A 20,358-nucleotide genomic window follows, 5' to 3' on the forward strand; every position below is an offset into this window, starting at 1 on the left:
TATTTATAAACGTCCATTCATTCTCGCTACCTGCTGTAAAGGATCCCACACACCGTTAAATGGTGGTGCATAAGCTAAATCTAAGTCTAGCAAATCAGGTAATGTCATTTTACTATACAATGCCGTTGCAAACACATCAATACGCTTATCAACACCAGCTGGCCCAACAATTTGTGCACCCAATAGCAACTGATCTCGTTTACGTACAACTACCTTAATATACATACGTTGTGCACCTGGATAATAGCCCGCAATATGGCGAGCTGATAATTTAAAGGCCTCGTAATCAAAGCCAAGCTCTTTTGCATGGCGTTCATTTATGCCAGTTGTAGCAATTGTTAAGTTGAAAAATTTTAAAATAGATGTCCCGACAATCCCTCTAAACGGTGCAAACTTTCCAGACATATTAAGTCCTGCTAGCCTGCCCTGTTTATTGGCAGTTGTTCCCAAAGGAATATAATCTATACGCTCCTTCACAATGTTAAAATGAGTGGCACAATCTCCTGCCGCATAAACATTCTCTACGGAAGTTTCTAAATGACGATTGACGATAATTGCCCCATTTTTTGCAAAAGCTATACCAGTGCCTTCTAAAAACTTTGTATTTGGTCTAATACCTGAAGCAACAATGACTAAATCTGTTTCTAAGATGCCATTATTTGTGATGACCCGTTCAACTCGTTTATTTCCTTCAAATGCTTCTACATCTGTATTTAATAAAAGCTCTACATTGTTCTTTTTTGCTTCTTCATGAACATGTTGAGCAAGTTCTTCATCTAAAATCTTTGCCACATGGCTTCCTCGTTGAACAAGTCTTACCTTTTTCCCACAGGTTTGTAATGTTTCAGCCATTTCTAATCCGATATAGCCCCCGCCGATAATAGTTACCTGTTCAATATCAGGTGTTAAATCAGCCATTAAATCTTCTAACTGAGGGATTGTTTTGACGGTGTGGATTCCTTCTAGATTGACTCCACTTCTGACAGGTACAACTGGGTCGGCCCCTGTTGCTATAAGCAGCTTATCATAGGAAATCTCGAATACTTCGCCACTTGCCTGTATACCTGAAACAACCTTATTCTCTATATCTACCTTTTCCACCTCATAGCCTACTCGTGCATCGATGCCATATTTACCCCGAAAAGTTTCAACATCTCTTGCAATCAAGCGTTTGGTTGATGAAATACGACCATCTACAACATACGGCAATCCACATTGTCCATATGAATAAATAAAACCACGTTCTAAAGTCGTTATTTCCGCTCCTGGTACATTACGATAGATCTCCATAGCTGCAGACATACCTGCAGCATCTCCCCCAATGATGACGTATTTCATTCCACTTGCCCCCTTATTTTTTCTTTGTTGCCATCAAATCAGCATATTGATCGATATACAAACGACGCTTTCCTCCGCTTACAATGACGCGTATAACATGAATAGCTATTATCATTGTAAGTGCAAAACCTCCTAATGAGGCTAGTAAAGAAATGACAATTTGCAGAACATAGAATGGTGAATCCATATCTAATTGAATGTTACCGACCGTTGTAATGGCTTCAGATAGCAATACTGTAGCAACAATTGCTATACAGCGTTTCCAGGATTGTCTTACAATACTTTTGCCTTTCTTATTGACCATTGTAAAGCGCATAATTTTCATACCCAATGTTGCGCCATTCATTAAACTTGGTATGAAGCCAAAGATGACCATATATAGTGCAATAATGACTAAGAATTCGAAAGTGCCACTATACCCAGTTAGAGTGCCAATAATGAACCAAATCACCTGAACTATAAATAAATCAATGACTAATGCCAGTAAAACAGATATTGGTTTTACAATATCACTTTTTTCCATTTCAGCAGCTTTAGCCTCGACTTCTTCATGAGAAGGAAATAGTGCCCACACGATAGGAGCTAAAAAGAAACCTAGTAATGCACCTACACTGTTTAGCAATAAATCATCCACATCAAATATGCGATAGGCACAATTAAAAATGCCATAAATACCTGTTCTTTGTGTGATCTCATAAAACAATGTTAGCAAAAAGCTTAATAAAAATGCACGTTTCCAGTACCTTCTTTCTTGAAGAAAATATCGTAAGTACACACCAAATGGCATCAATAATAAGAAATTAAAAAACGCTTGATAAAATGCTTGCTGTTTCGTGATAACAAGCCATGTCGATGGACTGGTTAAGACAACACCACTACCCTTTAAAATATCCTCAATAAATTGAAATAGTCGTAAATTTGTATGGACTGTATCTGGCGATTGAAGTGAGCAAGTATCCCTTGTAGATGGGAACGGAAGTAATACTAAACAAAGTGCAGATAAAAAGTAAAAAATAAAGGAGAACATAATAATGGTTTTAGACATAGACAAATAACTATATTTTCGATACGTATAAATAAGCCATGGAATAAAAAGAACAAATGATAAAATAATCGTTATAAAAAATGCAATATGAATGGATTGCGTGTAAGTTGACATAGATAAGCACCTCTCTATTTAAATTGCCCGAATTGATGAAACCTAAAACTCAGTTTAATTCCCTCACTCTACGAGAATATATCAATAAGCTTACATTATCCTTAAGTCCGTCCCTTCACCCCAGATTTTTGATTAGTGCGATGTTAATCACACCAACATAAATCCATTGTCCATAAAGCATTCTGGAAGATAAAGGCCTCTACTTCATCAAAATAAAAAAACAGGTAAAGAATATACTCTCTACCTGTTTCGTTCTATGCCTTTGCTATTTCCTCTTTACAAAATACTAAAATTTCTTCTAGCTCATCATCCTCTAGAGCAAAATCTAAGTATTCACCCTCTGCCTTTTCCATTATGAAGTAGTTTAAAATATAGGGCTCCTCTGCCTTTTCACCAATGAGAACACGAATTTCAATACCTGCTTCGTGATATAGCTCATCTTCTTCATCAATTTCAATATCTAAAATAAATTCGTACCGCTTCCCTTCCATAATATTGGTTGGGTCAAAAATTTCTTCCATTGAGAATTGTGTAATTTCCATCATACTAGCTCCTTTATCTTTAGCTGTTCCTTTCTATATTAAATCAATTTCAGCATGGGTCAACTAGAAAAGCCATATACACCTGTAAGTAATTATGCCAAAATAAAATGGAATCAACCCTGCATAAACCGTATCTACATAAAAGGAGGCTTTTTCTTGAAAAATTTATTATATTATCAGGACGTTATGTTACGTGAGTTTGATGCTCATATTGTTAGTAAAGAAATCGACGAATTAGGTCGTCATTATGTTGTATTATCTAATACTGCATTTTATCCAACTGGCGGAGGACAACCCCATGATACTGGAACATTGAATGGAATTGACGTCATAGATGTAGAGAAAAACGGAGAAGAGATTCGTCATTACATGCAGGGTGATATATCGGAGTTGAAAGGCATTGTGCACGGCACATTAAATTGGTCTAGACGATTCGACCATATGCAGCAACATGCTGGTCAGCATATTTTAACAGCCGCATTTGTAGAACTTTTTGATGCTCAGACGGTTAGTTTTCATTTAGGAAGCGAGCACGTCACAATTGATATTGCTGTCGATACTTTGACGGAACAACAGCTTGCTGCAGCCGAAGCACGAGCTAATGAAGTCATTTTGGAAAATCGTCCAATTGAAACTACATGGATTACAGAAAATGAACTGGTCCATTATCATCTGCGTAAAGAGGTTGCAGTGGCCGGAGATATTCGACTTGTTATCATTCCTAACTATGATTACAACGGCTGTGGTGGCACTCATCCAACATCTACTGGGCAGGTCAATGCCATAAAAATTCTAGGTACTGAAAAAATGAAGGGCAATGTTCGCGTATCATTTGTTTGTGGACAACGTGTTTTGCATGAACTTGCTATGCGTAAAAAAGTATTAGGCGATGTAGCTCGCCAGCTAAGCGTTCCTGAAGTAGAAGCTGCTACAGCCCTCACTAAAATACTAAGCGCTCAGAAACATACAGAAAGAGCACTTGTTGCAGCCAAAGAGGAGCTATTAACCTACGAAGCAAAAGCACTCGTTTCAAATAGCGGAAATCTTGTGACGGCTGCTTTTCAACAACGAACTATGCAAGAACTACAAAAATTAGCTCGTACCATTGTTTCTGAACATGACGACATGATCACTTTGCTTGTTTCTGAAAGTGAAGGCAAGCTACAGTTCGTTGCAGCTAGAGGGAAAAATGTATCTAAAAGCATGAAGGCTATTGCTGAAAAGGCATTACCGCTCATTAATGGTAAGGGTGGTGGAAGCGATCAAATGGTACAAGGAGGCGGTGAATGTATTATTTCTAAAGAAGAACTTTTAGAAGCTATACAAAACATTTAAGCCCGCTAACCAAAGAGGAGCTGCCAAAATTGGACAGCTCCTCTTCTTTAATATTTAAATTTTTGAATGGCCTCATATAAACGTTTCGCCATTTCTGACAGTTTTTCAGTTTGATTATTCATCGTTGTAACTGTTTTTAACTGTTCTGTTGTGGCATCTGTTACCTCATGTACATAATCACTTGCAGCATGTGCAGTGGCAGCCATTTCTTCCATAGAAGCTGAAACTTCCTCAGTATTGGCAGACATTTGTTCAGCTGAAGCATTCATTTCTTCAACTTGGCCAGCTATTTCCCCAACAGCTCGAACTATTTCCTCAAAGCGTTCGCCCACTGCCTCAATGGATGCTAATCCGCGTTCCACGTTATCTTCACCTGATTCTGCTGCCTTCACGACTTCTAAGGTGTACGATTGAACTCGTTCAATTAACACATTAATTTTAGTAGCAGACTCGGCTGTTTGCTCTGATAGCTTGCGAACCTCTTCTGCCACAACTGCAAAGCCCTTACCTGCATCTCCAGCTCGTGCAGCTTCAATAGATGCATTAAGTGCTAATAAATTTGTTTGTTCAGAAATAGCTGTAATCATATTAGAAATTAAGTTTATTTCCTCAGACTCCTTTTCTAATTTATGAATAATCATCAGCTCAGCAGTAGTCCCTTCCTGAATTTCATTCATCCGACAAATTGATTGTTGGACAGCATGATTACTTTCACTAATTTTCTGGGAAATAAAATCTGTATTTGAAGCAATGGTTGAGGCTACTTCAGCTACATTTTGTATCCCTAAAGCCATTTGCTCCATAGCAGATGCACTTTCCTCTGCCATCACGGTTTGGCTTTGTGCTCCTCTATCTACTTCATTTATGGCACCTGCTATTTGTTCAGAATGTTTTGTTACAGCTATGACATCTCCCATTAAGTCACAAGAAGCTTCATTCACAGTAGTAGCTTCATGGCTCACCTTTGCTATCATTTCCCGCATATTATCAGTCATGCGATCCAATGCACGCGACATTGTCCCCATCTCATCAATGCGTTTTAAATATTTTTCAGGAATCTCTTGTGTAAAGTCACCCTCTGATAAGCCTTCACTAATGCGAAGAACATGACGAAGCGGTCTACTAACAGATCGTGAAATAGCAAACGAAATGATTAGCCCTAATAATGAGACAATAATAGTTGTGACAATAAAGTTCGTCTTGAGCTTAGAAAGCCCTGAAAACATCTCATTTTCTAAAGCTACAACTCCCATTTTCCAACCATTATCAAGCGTATGGTAGCCCATCAAGTTAGTACCTGCATCCTCTGTTTCAAAAGAAAAATAACCACTTTTATTTGCAATCATCTCTTTAGCAGCCAATGCTCTACCAGTCATTACACCTGTTTCTTCCGCTTCCTTAATGGGGTTATTTTGCTCTTTCACATAGGAGTGATTATTATGTCCAATGATGGTTCCGTTAGCGTCTAACATAAATGCGTACCCACTGTTTCCAACTTTAATATCCTCGACAATATTGGATAAATAATAACCATCTATACGGGCTAGTAATAATGCTTTCTCACCTGACACAGTGTCGATTGGAGACACAATTAAAATAACAGGTTCACCAGTTACGCGGCTAATCGTAATTTCAGACATAACTGAATTACCCGTAAAGCCTTCCTTTACATAATCACGATCACCTAAATCAGCAGTTGTATCATCCAAATAATGGGCTACTCCATCAGCTTTAATAATACCAAAGCCAAGGTAGTTTTTATTATCCGCAAGACGTTTCGATAAATATTGTTTTTGCTTTTCAAAATCCATACTACGTACAGCCTCTTGCTCTGCTATTGCCTCAACCTCTACTAATGTTAATTGAAAATGTTCTTCTATGTATTGTGAAACATCCCCAGCTCTAGAAACCAAGTTTGTTTCCACTTGTTCATTCATTGCCTTAGTACTATTTATCCAAGTAGACAGTCCCAGCGTTCCACACGTCACAAATACAAGAGCAATAATTGCAACGACTAATTTACCGCCAATTCCTTTTATCCACATTTCCTTATTCTCACTTCTTCCATTTTTAGCTATAAAATTCAGTTATTTATGCATTACTTTCAGAGTAAAGTCAGCAAAAGAAGAAGTCAACAAAACTTTTCCAATAAGATTAATTAATGTATAATAATACCATTTTACCTATTGTTATAGTGTTAACAATTTTCTACATTTTTCTAAGTTATCGGTATCTTTCGCTATTGATTGACAAAATTCATTGGCTTTAATGGATGAAATTAAAACTTTTTCCAACAGAAATTGATTATAATTTATATTTTTTGCTGATTATTAGAATTAGGATAGATTCAAAAATTTGAGGGGAGGATTACTATGAGTTCAGACAAGAACAATGTTTCACGTCGAGACTTTTTAAAGACAACTGGTATTGCTGCTGGTACATTAGTCGGTGGTGGATTAATTGGAGGACTAGTAGGCTACAACATCAATGGTAAAGGTACTTCTACTCTGGAGCATGGTGGACACGGTACTACGAATGAGGCTCTTGGTTCGCCGAAAGCAAAAATGTTTTTTAGAAATGAAAGAGATTTTAGTATTTTATCAAAGGCAACAGAACGTATTTTTCCAGAAGATGACTTAGGTCCAGGTGCTATAGGATTAGATGTCCCTTATTTTATCGATCACCAATTAGCAGGAAATTATGGTAGTAATTCTAAAGAATATATGCAAGGCCCCTTTGATGTAGGTACCCCTACTCAAGGCTATCAAAGCCGCCTAACACGAGCTGAAATTTTCAGACAAGGTATTCAAAAAATGGAAGATGAAGCTCAAAAGCGTTATAAAAAAAGCTTCAACGATTTGGATGGTAAACAGATTGACGAAATTTTAACAGCCTTTCAAAAGGGGGAAGTTGAAATGGTCGGTGTGCAATCTGCATTCTTCTTTACACTGTTACGAGCTGCTACATTAGAGGGCGCCTATTCGGACCCAATGTACGGAGGGAATCGTAATATGGAGGGCTGGCGCATGAAGAACTTCCCTGGCCACCAAATGGCTTATATATCACAAATTGAAGATTCGAAATTCCAAAAAATTGAGCCTAAATCTTTGGGCAACCACTAAGGGGGGTAAAACATGGCCAAAACATTACCAAGTGTAGACGTTGTAACAGTTGGTGTAGGCTGGACAGGTGGTATCGTTGCTGCTGAATGTGCGAAAGCCGGTTTAAAGGTAGTAGGTTTAGAGCGAGGACAAAAGCGTGGTACTGAAGATTATTTAAACGTTCATGATGAATACCGTTATGCCATTCGTTATGATTTAATGCAAAATCTGTCCAAAGAAACAGTTACTTTTCGAAATGATCGTAATATGAAGGCATTACCAATGCGCCAGTTAGGTTCCTTTCTACTTGGAGAGGGGCTGGGAGGGTCAGGAACACATTGGAATGGAATGACGTTCCGTTTTTTACCCTATGATTTCCAAATAAAAACGCTAACAGATAAACATTATGGTCCAAACAAGCTTGGGCCAGAATATCTCATTCAGGATTGGGGATTAACTTATGATCAACTTGAGCCTTATATGGACAAGTTTGAAAAAACAGCTGGCATTTCGGGAGATGATAAAAATACATTTAGTGGAAAACGTTCAAACCCTTATCCAACCGGACCTATGAAGAAAACTCCTATGCTTATGCAATTTGAAAAGGCGGCACAGGACTTAAAGCTAACACCTTACATGGTACCATCAGCAAACGTCTCTGAGGTTTATAAAAACCCTGATGGTGAAACGATTAACGCTTGCCAATATTGTGGTTTCTGCGAACGTTTCGGTTGTGAATATGGCGCAAAATCCTCAGCAGAAATTACAGTTGTTCCTACTGCATTAAAAACAGGTAATTTTGATTTACGTTACAATTCAAACGTTGTTGAAATTTTAAAACAGGGCAATAAAGTTACTGGTGTAAGATATATCGATACTGTATCAGGAGAAGAATTTATTCAGCCTGCCAACGCTGTCGTTTTAACTAGTTACGTCTTTAATAATGCCAAGCTTCTAATGGTCTCTGACATAGGTGAAAGATATGATCCAACTACTGGCAAAGGGACACTTGGGCGAAATTATTGTTATCAAATCTTACCTGGGGCTGTTGGTTTCTTTGACGAACAATACAATACATTTATGGGAGCAGGCTCTTTAGGTATGTGTGTAGACGATTATAATGGCGACAATTTCGACCATAGTGATTTAGATTTTATTCATGGTGGGAACATTGCTCTTACACAAACAGGGACACGACCAATTGGGTCAAATCCAACTCCTCCCGATACACCTACATGGGGACCAGAATTTAAAAAGCAATCTATTCATTACTATACACGTTCATTCGGGATTGGTGCGCAAGGCGCATCCATGCCACATAAGCAAAATTATTTAACATTAGATCCAACCTACAAGGATGCATACGGTCTTCCATTAATGCAACTAACGTACAACTTTACGGATCAGGATCGTGCACTTCATAAATTTATTTCTGCGCGTGCAGCAGACATTATGAAGCAAATGGGCGCAAAAACAATCGTGCCAAATGCTGAAATTACCGATTATAATATCGTTCCTTACCAAACAACGCATAACACTGGCGGGACTGTTATGAGTTTAACACCAGAGCAAGGTGTCGTGAATAATTACTTACAGCACTGGGATGTTGATAATCTCTTCGCTGTAAGCGCTGGAAACTTTGCACATAATAGCGGCTACAATCCGACTGGAACATTGGGAGCACTAGCCTATCGTTGTGCAGAAGGTGTCATAAAATATAGTCAATCAGGTGGTTCCTTAGTTTAATTTTTTAATCTAATAATTTTATTTTAAGGAGGCAAGGCATATGGGTGGTCTTGGAGCAATTGGAGTACCTGGATTAGTCATTATTTTAGTTATTGTATTAATTGTTTTTGGGCCGAGAAAATTACCGGAAATCGGCGGTGCGGTAGGTAAAACCTTTGCAGAATTCAAAAAATCTACCAAAGGGCTGATGGAAGATGATGATGATTCTGTGAAAAAGGTCGAAAAAAAATCTGATGTTTCGTAGGAGGGTTTCCTATGGATCCTTATGAGGATGGAAAAAGAAAGTTTTTAAGCCCTCTTGATAAACCACAAGCTGAGCCTCCGTTACCTATGGAGGCTTTAGTTGAAATACAAGCAGTAAAAATGGAAGATCAACAAGTAGCAGAAGAGCCTACTATACCTGTTACCTCATTATTGGAACATCTTTCGGATTTACGTAAACAAATAATAAAAGGGCTAACTGTTTTTATTCTTTTTTTTATTGTTGTTTTTTCTACTATTAATATTTGGTTTCCCTTTGTAACTCGTGGTCATTCTCTTATTATTTTAGGACCACTTGAGGTCGTTAAATTTTATATGACCATTTCAACTACCTTATCATTTGGTCTTGCCATGCCTTTTCTTGTTCATTTTCTGTGGAGTTTTGTAAAACCAGGGCTAAAGGAAACGGAAAGTCGATTTTTAGGACTCTATGCACCCGTTATGCTGGCACTGTTCTTATTAGGAATCGCTTTTGGCTATTTTGTAGTAAACCCGCTAAGCTATTCGTTTTTAGTCGGCATAGGTGCTACCAATTTTGATGTCATGGTATCCGCTAGTGAATATATGCATTTTTTAATTATGACTACAGTACCGCTTGGGCTATTATTTGAATTACCGATCGTTGCCCTATTTTTATCAGCTATCGGGGTACTGAGTGCTGAATCCATGAGAAAAATACGGGGATGGTCCTATATCGTAATGGGTATATGCTCCGCTGTCATTACACCGCCCGACTTTATTAGCCAACTCCTCGTATTAATCCCAATGATTATTCTGTATGAAATAAGCATTTACCTTGTCAAACGTCTAGAACGAAAACAAATTGAAAGCACTGCGTAAATTTTAATTTTTACACAGTGCTTATTTTTTCTTTAAATCCATCACAACAATCTCTGGAAGATTAAAAATGCGGTATGGTACCGAGCTATTGCCTAAGCCACGACTAACCACCATTTTAGTGATTCCTTCATCGTAGACACCAGCCGTATATTTCGGAAACAGCCCTTGTCCTGGGGCAACAAGTCCTCCAAGTCCTGGAATACGAACTTGCCCTCCATGTGCATGCCCAGAAAATACTAAGTCTATGCCATCATTTACATACGTATTAAACACTTCAGGTCGATGCGCCAGTAACATCTTAAACATATCATCTGGTAAATAGGCTGTAGCCAACTCCAACATGTCTTCGGTTGATCTACCCATTAACGGATCTTCTATCCCAACAATCGCCAAGCGCTCCCCGTCGCGCTCTAAAACGGTCGATTCGTTGGCCAGTATATGTACCCCTAACGATGATAGCGCCTCATAAATTTCACTTACCTTATTCGTCGCTACTTCATGGTTTCCTAGTACATAATAAACGTCCGTAATGTCTACTAGTCCCTTAACTGCCTGTAGACTTTGGTTTAAATCATAGCGATTGCTATCAATCACATCACCTGTGATAAAAATATAGTCAGGATTTGTCTCCTTAACTTTAGCAATCAGTTTTTCCTGATTATTACCAAAGAGGGCATCATGTAAATCCGATACTTGTACAATGCGTAGCCCATCAAAGCTGGCAGGCACCTTTTCTGATTCGAACACATGCTTACTAACGACTAGCCAGTGATTGTTTACGTACAAAAAAATGACTATAAAAACAACGAAAAAAACACCATATAATAATTTTTTCAATCGCAATCGCTCACTTTGCGGCTACTTTTTTTCAGAAAAAAATTCTGACTTCCCTATTATAAGCAAAAAACAAATTGATTGTAAGTATATGCACTTTAATTACATAGAATGCACAAAATCCAACCATACCCCGCCACCCTTTAAAGGAAATCATGCGCGTTTTTTCTATTCGTAGCTAACTTACACATGATATAGTATGGGGATAATTTCATAATTATGTAATTACATCATAATAGGGGGATAACCTTATACTTTTGCGTTCTGAATAAAAAACGCAGTAAGTTCCCTTCTCGAAGAGAGCTTAATGCGTTTGTTTGTTTATTTATAAAACCTTTTCTAAGAAATCCTTTGCTCGCTGTGTTGAAGGAGCTGTGAAAAACTGCTCTGGTGGGGCATCCTCAATGAGCTTGCCACCATCTAAGAAAAGTATGCGATCAGCAACTTCACGTGCAAAGCCCATCTCATGTGTAACAATTAACATTGTCATGCCACTATCTGCTAGGTTTTTCATAACGGCCAATACTTCTTTAACCATTTCTGGATCAAGTGCTGAGGTTGGTTCATCAAATAATATGACCTTTGGATCCATGGCAAGCGCTCGGGCAATGGCAACACGTTGTTTTTGTCCACCAGATAAACGGTTGGGATACTCTTGGCGCTTTTCGAAGAGACCTACTTTCTTAAGTAACTCTTCTGCATTTTGTATCGCAACTACTTTATCCATTCCCTTTACATTAATTGGAGCGTACGTTAAATTTTCTAGTACTGTTTTATGTGGGAAAAGATGAAAATGCTGAAATACCATCCCTACTTCTTCCCGTATCTTCATAATATTTGTCCCTTTATCTGTGAGAACATCCCCAGCTATTGTTACCTTTCCACTCGTAGGGATTTCTAATAAGTTTAGACAACGAAGGAACGTTGATTTACCAGATCCCGAAGGTCCGATAATAGCAATAACTTCTTTTTCTTTAACTTCGGTTGAAATACCTTTTAGTACTTCATTCTGTCCATATGATTTGTGTAAATCTTCAATTTTAATCACTTTTTCTCATTCCTTTCTCGATTCGTTTACCAAGGAACGTTAAAACAAGTGTCATGAGGTAATAGATAATACCAGCAAATAGTAAAGGCTCAAGATATCGATATGTCGAACCACCTACTATATAAGCACGACGCATTATATCAAGGGCACTAATTACTGTGACAACTGCTGTTTCTTTATTTAGTGTAATAAATTCATTAACTAGAGAGGGCAAAATATTTTTTACTGCCTGCGGAATAATAATATCCTTCATCATCTTTGCATAAGGAATGCCAAGGGCTTGTGCTGCCTCCATTTGCCCTTTATCCACTGCATTAATACCTGCACGAATAATTTCCGAAATATAAGCACCTGAATTTAATCCAAATGCAATAATGGCCGTTGGAATAGGCTCGATTTGAATATCTAATAATTGTGGTACTGCATAATAAATAATTAATAATTGTAATACTAGTGGTGTACCACGGAAAATCGACGTATAAAAATCAGCAAACCAACGTAAAACTTTTACCTTTCCAATTTTACATAAGGCTAGTAATATACCGACGATAAACCCAATAATGGATGCACCAATTGCAATTTGGAGTGTAACACCTATCCCTTTTAAAATATAAGGAATAGAGGGAACGATTGCTGTAAAATCCAAGTTCACAGCGCTCCCTCCTTTCTTTTTCATCTTGATTCAGCATTTGTTTGAAATCATGCCGAAGCGTATTATATTGAACTGAAAAGCATAAGCGATAGCTCAAATAGGAGCTATCGCATACATGTATTATTCAACTTTTTCTAACCATTTTTCTTCTAACTCTTGGATTTTGCCTTCTTCAGCTAGTTCTTTTAATGCTTTGTTAATTTTTTCCTTTAGATTACTACCCTTTGGCACAGCAATCGCTTTAAAATCCTCAGGCTGTTCTTCTACAGGGAAGGCTGCTAATTGATCATTTGTTTTTAAATAACCCTTCGCAACGCCACCCTCTAAAATACCTGCGTCTAAGCGCTTAGACATCATATCTTGAATAATTTCAGGAATTCGTGTACGTCCTTCAACTGAAACATCCACTTTTTTTGCAATTTCATTACCTAAATTTTCTTGAATAGAGGCTGTTTGCACACCGACTTTTTTACCAGCTAAATCAGCTTCCTTTTTAATACCGCTATCTTTTTTAACAATAATTACCTGCTCTGTTTCATTATATTGATCAGAAAAATCTACTACCTTTTCACGTTCAGGATTGGGTGTCATACCCGAAATTACTACATCAATTTTCCCTGCTTGTAACGCTGGCACAAGACTGTTGAAGTCCATATCTTGCACTTGCATGTCTACACCTATTTTTTCCCCAACCAATTTAATTAAATCAATATCAAATCCTATAATCTCCTCACCTTTTGCTGCGTCAACATATTCAAATGGCGCATAGTCTGCTGAAGTACCAACTTTTAATACTTGTTTGTCTGTACTACTATCAGCATTAGAATTATTTGCGTCATCCTCTTTAGCGCCACAAGCTGCTAGTACGCCAATAGCTAGTACAAGAATCATCATGAATAATTTATTCTTCATTATTAAGCATCTCCTTTTATTTATAAGTTATTGTGTATGAGAATACATTTCTCAAAAATAGTAAATTGGATATTTATTCATATAAGAGAATAAAAAAACTATCTGCTAATTAAGATATACTCTTTTGAAATAATAATCAAGATAAACAAGAAAATTTTAAATGAAATATTATATACAAAATTTTCAGATTAGTCAATTTACTATTTTCAATTCCACTTTCCTTTACTATTTTCCGAAAACTTAATAATTATCCCTTCAAAATTTCTAAGGAAACAAAAAAGACCCCCATTTGGAGGTCTAGTGCTTATTTTTTTTCCGTAAATAATTTATCTTTTAATTCGTCCTCGCCAGAGCCTTCTGCTAATGGAACATGAGAACGATAAGCCGCACGACAGATTAAATGTCCGGCAACTGGAGCTGTAACGAAGACGAATAGAATACCTAAAATTAAGCGGACGCTAACATAACCATCGTGCACCCAAAAGTAAATAAATGTACCTAATAAGCAAGTTAACACGGATAACGTGGAGCTTTTGGTAGCAGCATGTGATCGCGTATAAACATCTGGTAAACGAATCATGCCAAATGCGCTAATAACACTCACAATAGAACCGATCAGAATTAGGATGACTGCCGCCCATTCAATCATTTGATTTACGTTCAACAATCACACCTCTTTCAATATATTTTGTAAAGGCAATGGTCCCAATAAACGCTAAAATACCTAATATAAGAATAGCTTCTAGATAAGCCTTTGTTTTTAATATAATCGAAACAATCGCAATAGCGGATAGAAGATTTACACCAATTGTATCAAGAGCAATGGCTCGGTCAGGCATAGATGGGCCACGGATAACCCGATATAACGACAGCGCGATGGAAATACTAAAGAAGGCGAGAGCCAGAAGTAAAATATTCTCTATCATTAACGTGTCACCTCCATTATTGCTTGTTCAAATTTCCCAATAGAGCGAATGACAGCATCCTTAGACTGCTCGATGTCCATGGCATGAATATAAAAGACATCGCCCTCTTCAGAAACTTCCATGACGACAGAACCGGGTGTTAATGTTAGCAGTAATGCTAGTGCCGTAATCTCCCAATCTCCCTTGAGTGCGGTTTTATAAGTGAAAATACCAGGCGTAATGTTTAGCTTTGGTGTAGTAATTTGTTTTAATACACTATAGCTTGATAAAAACAGCTCCCAATTAAATAGCCATAATAACTTGATAATCGAAAAGACTCGCCGCAAGTAAAATTGAGTGCCATAAAAGCGGTGCATCGCATATAATATGCCCATTCCTACGATAAACCCCATTAAAAACGTTGAAAATTGTGGTGTCACTTCATCTTGCAAGAGTAACCAAAGTGCTGCGATAAATAAATTTAAAATAAACTGCATCGCCATTATTTATTCACCTCACCTTGCCATTGTTCACCATCAAGAACAGCATCTATATAGATAGATGGTGTATATAACGTTTCTGCTGCATCGGTGACAAAGGGAGCCAATTTCTCAGCCCCGATTCCTAAACTTATAGTACATGCAGCTAGTAAAGTTAACGGCAGTATCACACGTTTGGGTAAAGGCTTTTCATCCTCCAAGCTAATAATGGTCTCGCCAAAAAAGGAGGAAAGAAAGATCCGCAGTAATGAATACAAAACAATTAAACTAGAGAAAAATCCTAGACCTAATAGAACAAAATTGCCGCCCTCTATAGCACCCTGTCCAATTAAAACCTTTCCTAAAAAGCCACTCAATGGCGGGATACCCGCTAGTGAACACATAGCTAAAAAGAATAGCCAGCCAAAGAACGGATAGTTCCGAATAAGCCCACTCATTTTATCTATGACCGTTTCCCCAGTTACATAAATCATCATACCGACAGCTATAAATAGCATAGCCTTTGCCACCATATCATGCATTAAATAATAGACAACACCCTGTAAGGCGGACTCTGTACCCATTGCTAGGCCAGCTACTATAAACCCAACACCAATTAATACATTATATGAAGCGATTGTTCTAACATCACGCCCTGAAAGAGCACCAATACAACCAGCTACAATTGTAATACCGGCCATTATGCCAAGTGCCATATGTGTGACTTCCGTATTATTTGGGAAAAGCAATGTAAATGTCCTTACAAGTGCATAAATCCCAACCTTTGTTAATAAGGCTGCAAATAAAGCAGCGATGGCTGTGGGAGGTACACTATAAGAGCCTGGTAACCAGAAGAATAATAACAGTCCGGCCTTTAAGCTAAAGACGATTAAGAAAATGAGTGCCACTGTTGTAATAAGGGGATTAGCACCTGCCTCCATCACACGCACAGAAATATGGGCCATATTTAATGTACCGACTGTTCCATAAAGAAAAGCCAATGCCACTAAGAAAATCCAAGATGCAACAATATTAATAAGCACATATTTTAATGCTTCTCGAAGCTGAATTTTTTCCCCACCTAAGCTAATTAGGGCATATGACGCCAGCAGCATCACTTCAAAGCATACAAATAAGTTAAAGATATCTCCTGTCAAAAATGAACCGTTAACACCAGCTACCATAAGTAAGGTAAACGGATAAAAATACATTTTTTCATATCTTAATTCCATTGTAAAAATTGCATAAAGCATACAAATAACCGCTACAAGATTTGCCACTAACACGAGTAGTGTAGCGAAGGAATCTGCCACAAATGAGATACCAAAAGGCGGTGCCCAGCCACTAAAGTCAATGCGCATGATCCCCTGTTCTTGAATTTCTACTAATAAAATAACACTAATAATAACGATAAAGCTTAATGTCAATAAACTAATAATACGTTGTAAAAAGACATGCTCTTTTAAAAACACCAGTAAAATAGCCGTAATTACTGGGACTATTAATGGTAAAACAATCATATTACTCATCCGGCGTACCCCTCAATTCATCAAGATTCCCTGAACCATTTGTTTTGTACGCTCGATAGCCTAAAACGAGAACAAACGCAGTCACAGCAAAACTAATAACAATAGCTGTTAGAATTAGGGCTTGCGGTAATGCATCTGTATAAGGCCCCTCTGATTCACCTAATAATGGGACATCCCCTTTTTTAAGACCTCCCATTGTTAGAATCAGCAAGTGAGCAGCATGTGATAAAACAGCAGTACCTAAAATAACACGTAATAACTGTTTAGAGAGGATTAAGTACGTTGCAACAGCTACTAATATACCTACTAAAACAAGTATCAAAGATTCCATCAGCTACTCATCCTCACTTATGCTTAAAATTATTGTCACGACAACACCAACTACCGTTAAAGCTACACCTGCTTCAAAAATGGTTACGGTTGAAAAACCCATTTTCCCGAAAATCGGGACATTTATATACGTATAGGCCTGTGTTAGAAATGGTACATCAAAAAACAAAGAACCTATTGCCGTACTTGTCGCAAGCAAAACACCAAGAGCTGCAACCTTTTTAAAGTCAAACGGCATTCCCTTATGCACAGTCTCTATATCGTAAGCAAGATACAATAAAACAATGCCAGAAGCTAACACGAGGCCGCCAATAAAGCCACCACCTGGAGCATGATGTCCTGCAAAGAACAAATACACGCCAAGTGTTAAAATAATGAAGACGACTGCCTTAGTGACTGTCCGTAGTATCACATCATTAATTTTCATGATCTGCTTCCTCCTTTCGAGGCTTAAGCTTTGTTAGTGTATAAACCCCTAAGCCAGCAATAAGAAGCACAACAACCTCAAGCATTGTATCAAAGGCACGAAAATCCCCTAAAATTGTATTAACAATATTTGAACCACCTGCCAACTCGTAGGCATCATTAAAATAACTGGAAACAGGCTCAAATTGCTCGTAGTGCACAACAGCTAGACCAACCATTGTGACTGTTGCGCCGACAAATATAGAAATCATGGCTTTAGACCATTGCACCCTTTTGCGAGGTGCCTCAGGCATTAAATCAGGTAAATACTTAAAGCCTAAAAGGAATAATGCAGTTGTTACGGATTCTACAACTAATTGTGTTAGCGCTAAATCTGGTGCGCGGAAAATGACGAAGAAGAAGGCAATTGAATAGCCTAATACGCCATTTAATAGCATAGCTGTAACACGACCCTTTGCAAAAATCATCCAAACCGCAGCGAATACCATAACAAATACAAGAATTAATTCGTATGATTCAATGGTAGAGTCCATATCAAAATTAAAAGTCATTGCGTCTGACCAAATAAAATAACCAGCAATAAGTGCAACAAAAAATACATATATATAGACAAAATAATGTGTTAAATTACCTGTCATATATTTGCGAGTAAGCTTCTCTGAACCACTCTCACTTATTTCTATCATTCGATTGTAGTACGTATTAAACGTATACTTTTGTGAAAAAATTCGATACACCGGCTTCCAGCTTTTCAATGTCTTGAATAAAATGAATCCAAGCACAATGACTCCTAATGTCATTAACAATTCCGCATTAATTCCATGCCAAGCAGAAATATGTGGTGTTAATTCATAGGTTGTTGGGAATGTAGGATAAATACTTGCCATAGCAGGCTCTAAAATATAATGGCCTAACACGTTTGGGAAGAAAAAGATACCGACTACTAACAGGCACAAAACAATTGGTGATAGGAGCATACCCAATGGAGCTTCATGTGGTTTTCTATCCATCTTCTCAGGCTGTAGTTTACCCAAAAATGTTCGACTAATTAAAATCAAACTGTAGACAAAGGTAAAGATACTGGCTACCCACGCTACTAATGGGAAAAATAACCCTAAATCAGCAATGGAAAAGGCCTCTACATCCCGAATAGCCAAGACCGCTGCAAAGAACATTTCTTTACTCAAGAAACCATTAAATGGTGGTAATCCTGCCATTGAAAAGCTGCCAATGACTGCGATTGTAAATGTGATAGGCATTAAGGACATTAAGCCACCTAAACGGCGAATATCCCGCGTCCCCACTTCATGGTCGACAATCCCGACCATCATGAATAAGGCTCCTTTAAAAGTGGAGTGGTTGATGAGATGAAACAATGCCGCAAAACTTGCTTGTGTATATACAATAGAGTCTTTCGTGTAGCCATAGTAATGACCAACAGACCCTAGACCGAAAAGACTCATAATTAAGCCTAGCTGACTTACCGTTGAAAAGGCTAATAGCGCCTTTAAATCCGTTTGGCGAACCGCATTAAATGACCCCCAGAAAAGTGTAACAAGACCAATGACACTTACTAGCCAAAACCAAATCGCTTCTCCTCCAAAAACTGGAGTAAAACGGGCAACTAAATAAATACCTGCCTTTACCATTGTGGCTGAGTGTAAGTAAGCACTAACTGGTGTTGGCGCTTCCATGGCATCAGGTAGCCAAATATGAAATGGAAATTGTGCAGATTTTGTAAAAGCACCTAGTAAAATTAAGATTAATGCTGGAGTAAATAGGGCATGATCACGGATAACACCTACATGAGCTACAATGTCCCGAATACTAAATGTATCAGCAGCTACATAGAGCATCAGGAAACCCGCAAGCATAGAGAGACCGCCAAATACTGTGATCATCATTGCTTTTTTAGCACCTGCACGTGATGCCTTTCTATGATGCCAAAATGCAATTAATAGGAATGATGACACACTTGTCAATTCCCAAAATGTGTATAATACCATTAGGTTATCTGAAAAAACAACGCCAAGCATAGCGCCCATGAATAGTAATAAATAGCAGTAAAAATGGTGAAGAGATTCTTTCGTTGACAAATAAAAAATAGAATATAAAATGACTAAACTACCTACACCTGTAATCAGTAAGCCAAAAATCATACTGAGCCCATCTAGGTATGTTGTAATATTTATATTAAAAGAGGGAATCCACTCATATGTATGGATAAATGTTTTACCTCCGGCAATTTGAGGAATATAGCGCGCAAGTAAAAGAAACAAGATGAATGGAACAGAAAAAACAAACCAGCCAAGATGTGTTATATGCCTTAGTCGCCTATACAGCAATGGGATAAGTGCAGCACAGACAAATGGCAAAAGTATCGCGATAAGTACTGTAACCAAATGAAAACCTCCTACTATCAAAATCATCAAGCAAATTTTTGTGGTATTGGAATGGTAAATGCTAAGATTATAGCAATTTGTTTAAGCTAACATATCAGATTTATTCTTGAAATTTTGCAAATGGAAAGTGTTGGGGTGTTAAAGTGTCTTGTCATTGGTATGTTTAGTTATTTAGTCACCTCTAACCCGATGCAAGCCTAAATAACTTGTGGAAATTCAGATAATTTATACAGTTACAACTCAATTATATCAGCATTATAAAGACACTTGACTATCTATTTAACACACTGCATAATAGTGTGGCATATGAAATCAATTTAGCATAGATGCACGTAATGCATAAATTAAATAACTTTAAATTATTGATATAAGCTTATTACTTCAAGGGTTTTCCAATATATTTTCGTTAACTTTTATACATTTTTAAGTATACAATATAAATGAGCATAATGCACTGTAACAGCATCAATTTTAGCTGTTTTAGGATATTTTTTTATAATTAACAGTGAAATTAACAAA

At 37.6% G+C, this 20,358-nt stretch carries 20 protein-coding genes; 5 read left to right on the forward strand and 15 right to left on the reverse strand.

The window, feature by feature from the left end; translation table 11 throughout:
• Positions 1-3: 3 nt before the first annotated feature.
• The 3 genes from ACP3VS_RS16430 to ACP3VS_RS16440 all read right to left on the reverse strand — a co-directional run bounded on the left by ACP3VS_RS16430 (position 4) and on the right by ACP3VS_RS16440 (position 3,039).
• Positions 4-1,338 (reverse strand): FAD-dependent oxidoreductase, encoded by a 1,335-nt coding sequence (locus ACP3VS_RS16430; protein ID WP_012292454.1) that lies wholly within the window; start codon positions 1,336-1,338, stop codon positions 4-6.
• Between the two features lie 13 nt (positions 1,339-1,351).
• The gene (locus tag ACP3VS_RS16435) at positions 1,352-2,497 is read right to left on the reverse strand and encodes a VanZ family protein (protein WP_426389269.1); all 1,146 of its coding nucleotides are present in this window, start codon (positions 2,495-2,497) and stop codon (positions 1,352-1,354) included.
• A 254-nt stretch (positions 2,498-2,751) separates the two neighbouring features.
• Positions 2,752-3,039: a DUF6509 family protein gene (locus tag ACP3VS_RS16440; RefSeq protein ID WP_426389300.1), complete on the reverse strand. Its 288-nt coding sequence runs from the start codon at positions 3,037-3,039 to the stop codon at positions 2,752-2,754.
• 156 nt (positions 3,040-3,195) lie between these two features.
• On the opposite strand from ACP3VS_RS16440, the gene ACP3VS_RS16445 reads away from it, so the two are divergent.
• Positions 3,196-4,374, forward strand: coding sequence for a serine-tRNA(Ala) deacylase AlaX (locus ACP3VS_RS16445; protein ID WP_031418091.1), 1,179 nt, complete (start codon positions 3,196-3,198; stop codon positions 4,372-4,374).
• A 47-nt stretch (positions 4,375-4,421) separates the two neighbouring features.
• Here ACP3VS_RS16445 and ACP3VS_RS16450 read toward each other — a convergent pair whose 3' ends face one another.
• A complete protein-coding gene (locus tag ACP3VS_RS16450; RefSeq protein ID WP_200990801.1) occupies positions 4,422-6,419 on the reverse strand; it encodes a methyl-accepting chemotaxis protein in 1,998 nt (665 codons plus the stop codon).
• 327 nt (positions 6,420-6,746) lie between these two features.
• On the opposite strand from ACP3VS_RS16450, the gene ACP3VS_RS16455 reads away from it, so the two are divergent.
• The 4 genes from ACP3VS_RS16455 to tatC are packed head-to-tail and all read left to right on the forward strand — an operon-like array spanning position 6,747 to position 10,322.
• Positions 6,747-7,496, forward strand: coding sequence for a gluconate 2-dehydrogenase subunit 3 family protein (locus tag ACP3VS_RS16455; RefSeq protein ID WP_031418087.1), 750 nt, complete (start codon positions 6,747-6,749; stop codon positions 7,494-7,496).
• 12 nt (positions 7,497-7,508) lie between these two features.
• Positions 7,509-9,221, forward strand: a complete 1,713-nt coding sequence (locus tag ACP3VS_RS16460) for a GMC family oxidoreductase (RefSeq protein ID WP_031418085.1) — start codon at positions 7,509-7,511, stop codon at positions 9,219-9,221.
• 40 nt (positions 9,222-9,261) lie between these two features.
• Positions 9,262-9,465 (forward strand): twin-arginine translocase TatA/TatE family subunit, encoded by a 204-nt coding sequence (tatA, locus tag ACP3VS_RS16465; RefSeq protein ID WP_012292447.1) that lies wholly within the window; start codon positions 9,262-9,264, stop codon positions 9,463-9,465.
• Positions 9,466-9,476: 11 nt separating this feature from the next.
• Positions 9,477-10,322 carry a twin-arginine translocase subunit TatC gene (gene tatC, locus ACP3VS_RS16470; RefSeq protein WP_031418083.1) on the forward strand — a complete coding sequence of 282 codons (846 nt, stop codon included), beginning with the start codon at positions 9,477-9,479 and terminating at the stop codon, positions 10,320-10,322.
• A gap of 21 nt (positions 10,323-10,343) precedes the next feature.
• On the opposite strand, the gene ACP3VS_RS16475 is transcribed toward tatC, so the two are convergent.
• The 11 genes from ACP3VS_RS16475 to ACP3VS_RS16525 form a co-directional block, all read right to left on the reverse strand.
• On the reverse strand, positions 10,344-11,159 hold the full coding sequence (locus ACP3VS_RS16475) for a metallophosphoesterase (protein WP_031418081.1): 816 nt from the start codon (positions 11,157-11,159) through the stop codon (positions 10,344-10,346).
• A gap of 322 nt (positions 11,160-11,481) precedes the next feature.
• Entirely contained in the window at positions 11,482-12,204 is a 723-nt protein-coding gene (locus ACP3VS_RS16480) for an amino acid ABC transporter ATP-binding protein (RefSeq protein WP_012292444.1), read from the reverse strand.
• Positions 12,197-12,856, reverse strand: a complete 660-nt coding sequence (locus ACP3VS_RS16485; protein WP_031418079.1) for an amino acid ABC transporter permease — start codon at positions 12,854-12,856, stop codon at positions 12,197-12,199. The genes ACP3VS_RS16480 and ACP3VS_RS16485 overlap by 8 nt, the downstream gene beginning before the upstream one ends.
• Before the next feature lie 120 nt (positions 12,857-12,976).
• On the reverse strand, positions 12,977-13,768 hold the full coding sequence (locus tag ACP3VS_RS16490) for a transporter substrate-binding domain-containing protein (RefSeq protein ID WP_012292442.1): 792 nt from the start codon (positions 13,766-13,768) through the stop codon (positions 12,977-12,979).
• A gap of 304 nt (positions 13,769-14,072) precedes the next feature.
• Positions 14,073-14,432: a Na+/H+ antiporter subunit G gene (locus ACP3VS_RS16495; protein ID WP_036166534.1), complete on the reverse strand. Its 360-nt coding sequence runs from the start codon at positions 14,430-14,432 to the stop codon at positions 14,073-14,075.
• On the reverse strand, positions 14,410-14,694 hold the full coding sequence (locus ACP3VS_RS16500; protein WP_025116881.1) for a Na(+)/H(+) antiporter subunit F1: 285 nt from the start codon (positions 14,692-14,694) through the stop codon (positions 14,410-14,412). Before ACP3VS_RS16500 ends, ACP3VS_RS16495 begins: the two co-directional genes overlap by 23 nt.
• Positions 14,694-15,176, reverse strand: coding sequence for a Na+/H+ antiporter subunit E (locus tag ACP3VS_RS16505; protein WP_012292439.1), 483 nt, complete (start codon positions 15,174-15,176; stop codon positions 14,694-14,696). The genes ACP3VS_RS16500 and ACP3VS_RS16505 overlap by 1 nt, the downstream gene beginning before the upstream one ends.
• Positions 15,176-16,681, reverse strand: a complete 1,506-nt coding sequence (locus ACP3VS_RS16510; RefSeq protein ID WP_031418072.1) for a Na+/H+ antiporter subunit D — start codon at positions 16,679-16,681, stop codon at positions 15,176-15,178. Before ACP3VS_RS16510 ends, ACP3VS_RS16505 begins: the two co-directional genes overlap by 1 nt.
• Complete coding sequence (locus ACP3VS_RS16515) at positions 16,674-17,012, reverse strand: Na(+)/H(+) antiporter subunit C (RefSeq protein ID WP_012292437.1); 339 nt, start codon at positions 17,010-17,012, stop codon at positions 16,674-16,676. Before ACP3VS_RS16515 ends, ACP3VS_RS16510 begins: the two co-directional genes overlap by 8 nt.
• 3 nt (positions 17,013-17,015) lie before the next feature.
• Positions 17,016-17,438 (reverse strand): Na(+)/H(+) antiporter subunit B, encoded by a 423-nt coding sequence (locus tag ACP3VS_RS16520; RefSeq protein WP_012292436.1) that lies wholly within the window; start codon positions 17,436-17,438, stop codon positions 17,016-17,018.
• Positions 17,428-19,839, reverse strand: a complete 2,412-nt coding sequence (locus ACP3VS_RS16525; protein ID WP_426389276.1) for a Na+/H+ antiporter subunit A — start codon at positions 19,837-19,839, stop codon at positions 17,428-17,430. Before ACP3VS_RS16525 ends, ACP3VS_RS16520 begins: the two co-directional genes overlap by 11 nt.
• Positions 19,840-20,358 lie beyond the last annotated feature (519 nt).

This window comes from Lysinibacillus sp. VIII_CA (assembly GCF_049943995.1).
GTDB lineage: Bacteria > Bacillota > Bacilli > Bacillales_A > Planococcaceae > Lysinibacillus > Lysinibacillus pinottii.

Bases quoted from the DNA above. Each gene is read 5' to 3' on its own strand.
- ACP3VS_RS16430 (WP_012292454.1), bottom strand. From the start codon at position 1,338: ATGAAATACGTCATCATTGGGGGAGATGCTGCAGGTATGTCTGCAGCT.
- tatC (WP_031418083.1), top strand. From the start codon at position 9,477: ATGGATCCTTATGAGGATGGAAAAAGAAAGTTTTTAAGCCCTCTTGAT.
- tatA (WP_012292447.1), top strand. From the start codon at position 9,262: ATGGGTGGTCTTGGAGCAATTGGAGTACCTGGATTAGTCATTATTTTA.
- ACP3VS_RS16440 (WP_426389300.1), bottom strand. From the start codon at position 3,039: ATGGAAATTACACAATTCTCAATGGAAGAAATTTTTGACCCAACCAAT.
- ACP3VS_RS16505 (WP_012292439.1), bottom strand. From the start codon at position 15,176: ATGGCGATGCAGTTTATTTTAAATTTATTTATCGCAGCACTTTGGTTA.
- ACP3VS_RS16460 (WP_031418085.1), top strand. From the start codon at position 7,509: ATGGCCAAAACATTACCAAGTGTAGACGTTGTAACAGTTGGTGTAGGC.
- ACP3VS_RS16490 (WP_012292442.1), bottom strand. From the start codon at position 13,768: ATGAAGAATAAATTATTCATGATGATTCTTGTACTAGCTATTGGCGTA.
- ACP3VS_RS16455 (WP_031418087.1), top strand. From the start codon at position 6,747: ATGAGTTCAGACAAGAACAATGTTTCACGTCGAGACTTTTTAAAGACA.
- ACP3VS_RS16435 (WP_426389269.1), bottom strand. From the start codon at position 2,497: ATGTCAACTTACACGCAATCCATTCATATTGCATTTTTTATAACGATT.
- ACP3VS_RS16520 (WP_012292436.1), bottom strand. From the start codon at position 17,438: ATGAAAATTAATGATGTGATACTACGGACAGTCACTAAGGCAGTCGTC.
- ACP3VS_RS16510 (WP_031418072.1), bottom strand. From the start codon at position 16,681: ATGAGTAATATGATTGTTTTACCATTAATAGTCCCAGTAATTACGGCT.
- ACP3VS_RS16450 (WP_200990801.1), bottom strand. From the start codon at position 6,419: ATGTGGATAAAAGGAATTGGCGGTAAATTAGTCGTTGCAATTATTGCT.
- ACP3VS_RS16515 (WP_012292437.1), bottom strand. From the start codon at position 17,012: ATGGAATCTTTGATACTTGTTTTAGTAGGTATATTAGTAGCTGTTGCA.
- ACP3VS_RS16500 (WP_025116881.1), bottom strand. From the start codon at position 14,694: ATGATAGAGAATATTTTACTTCTGGCTCTCGCCTTCTTTAGTATTTCC.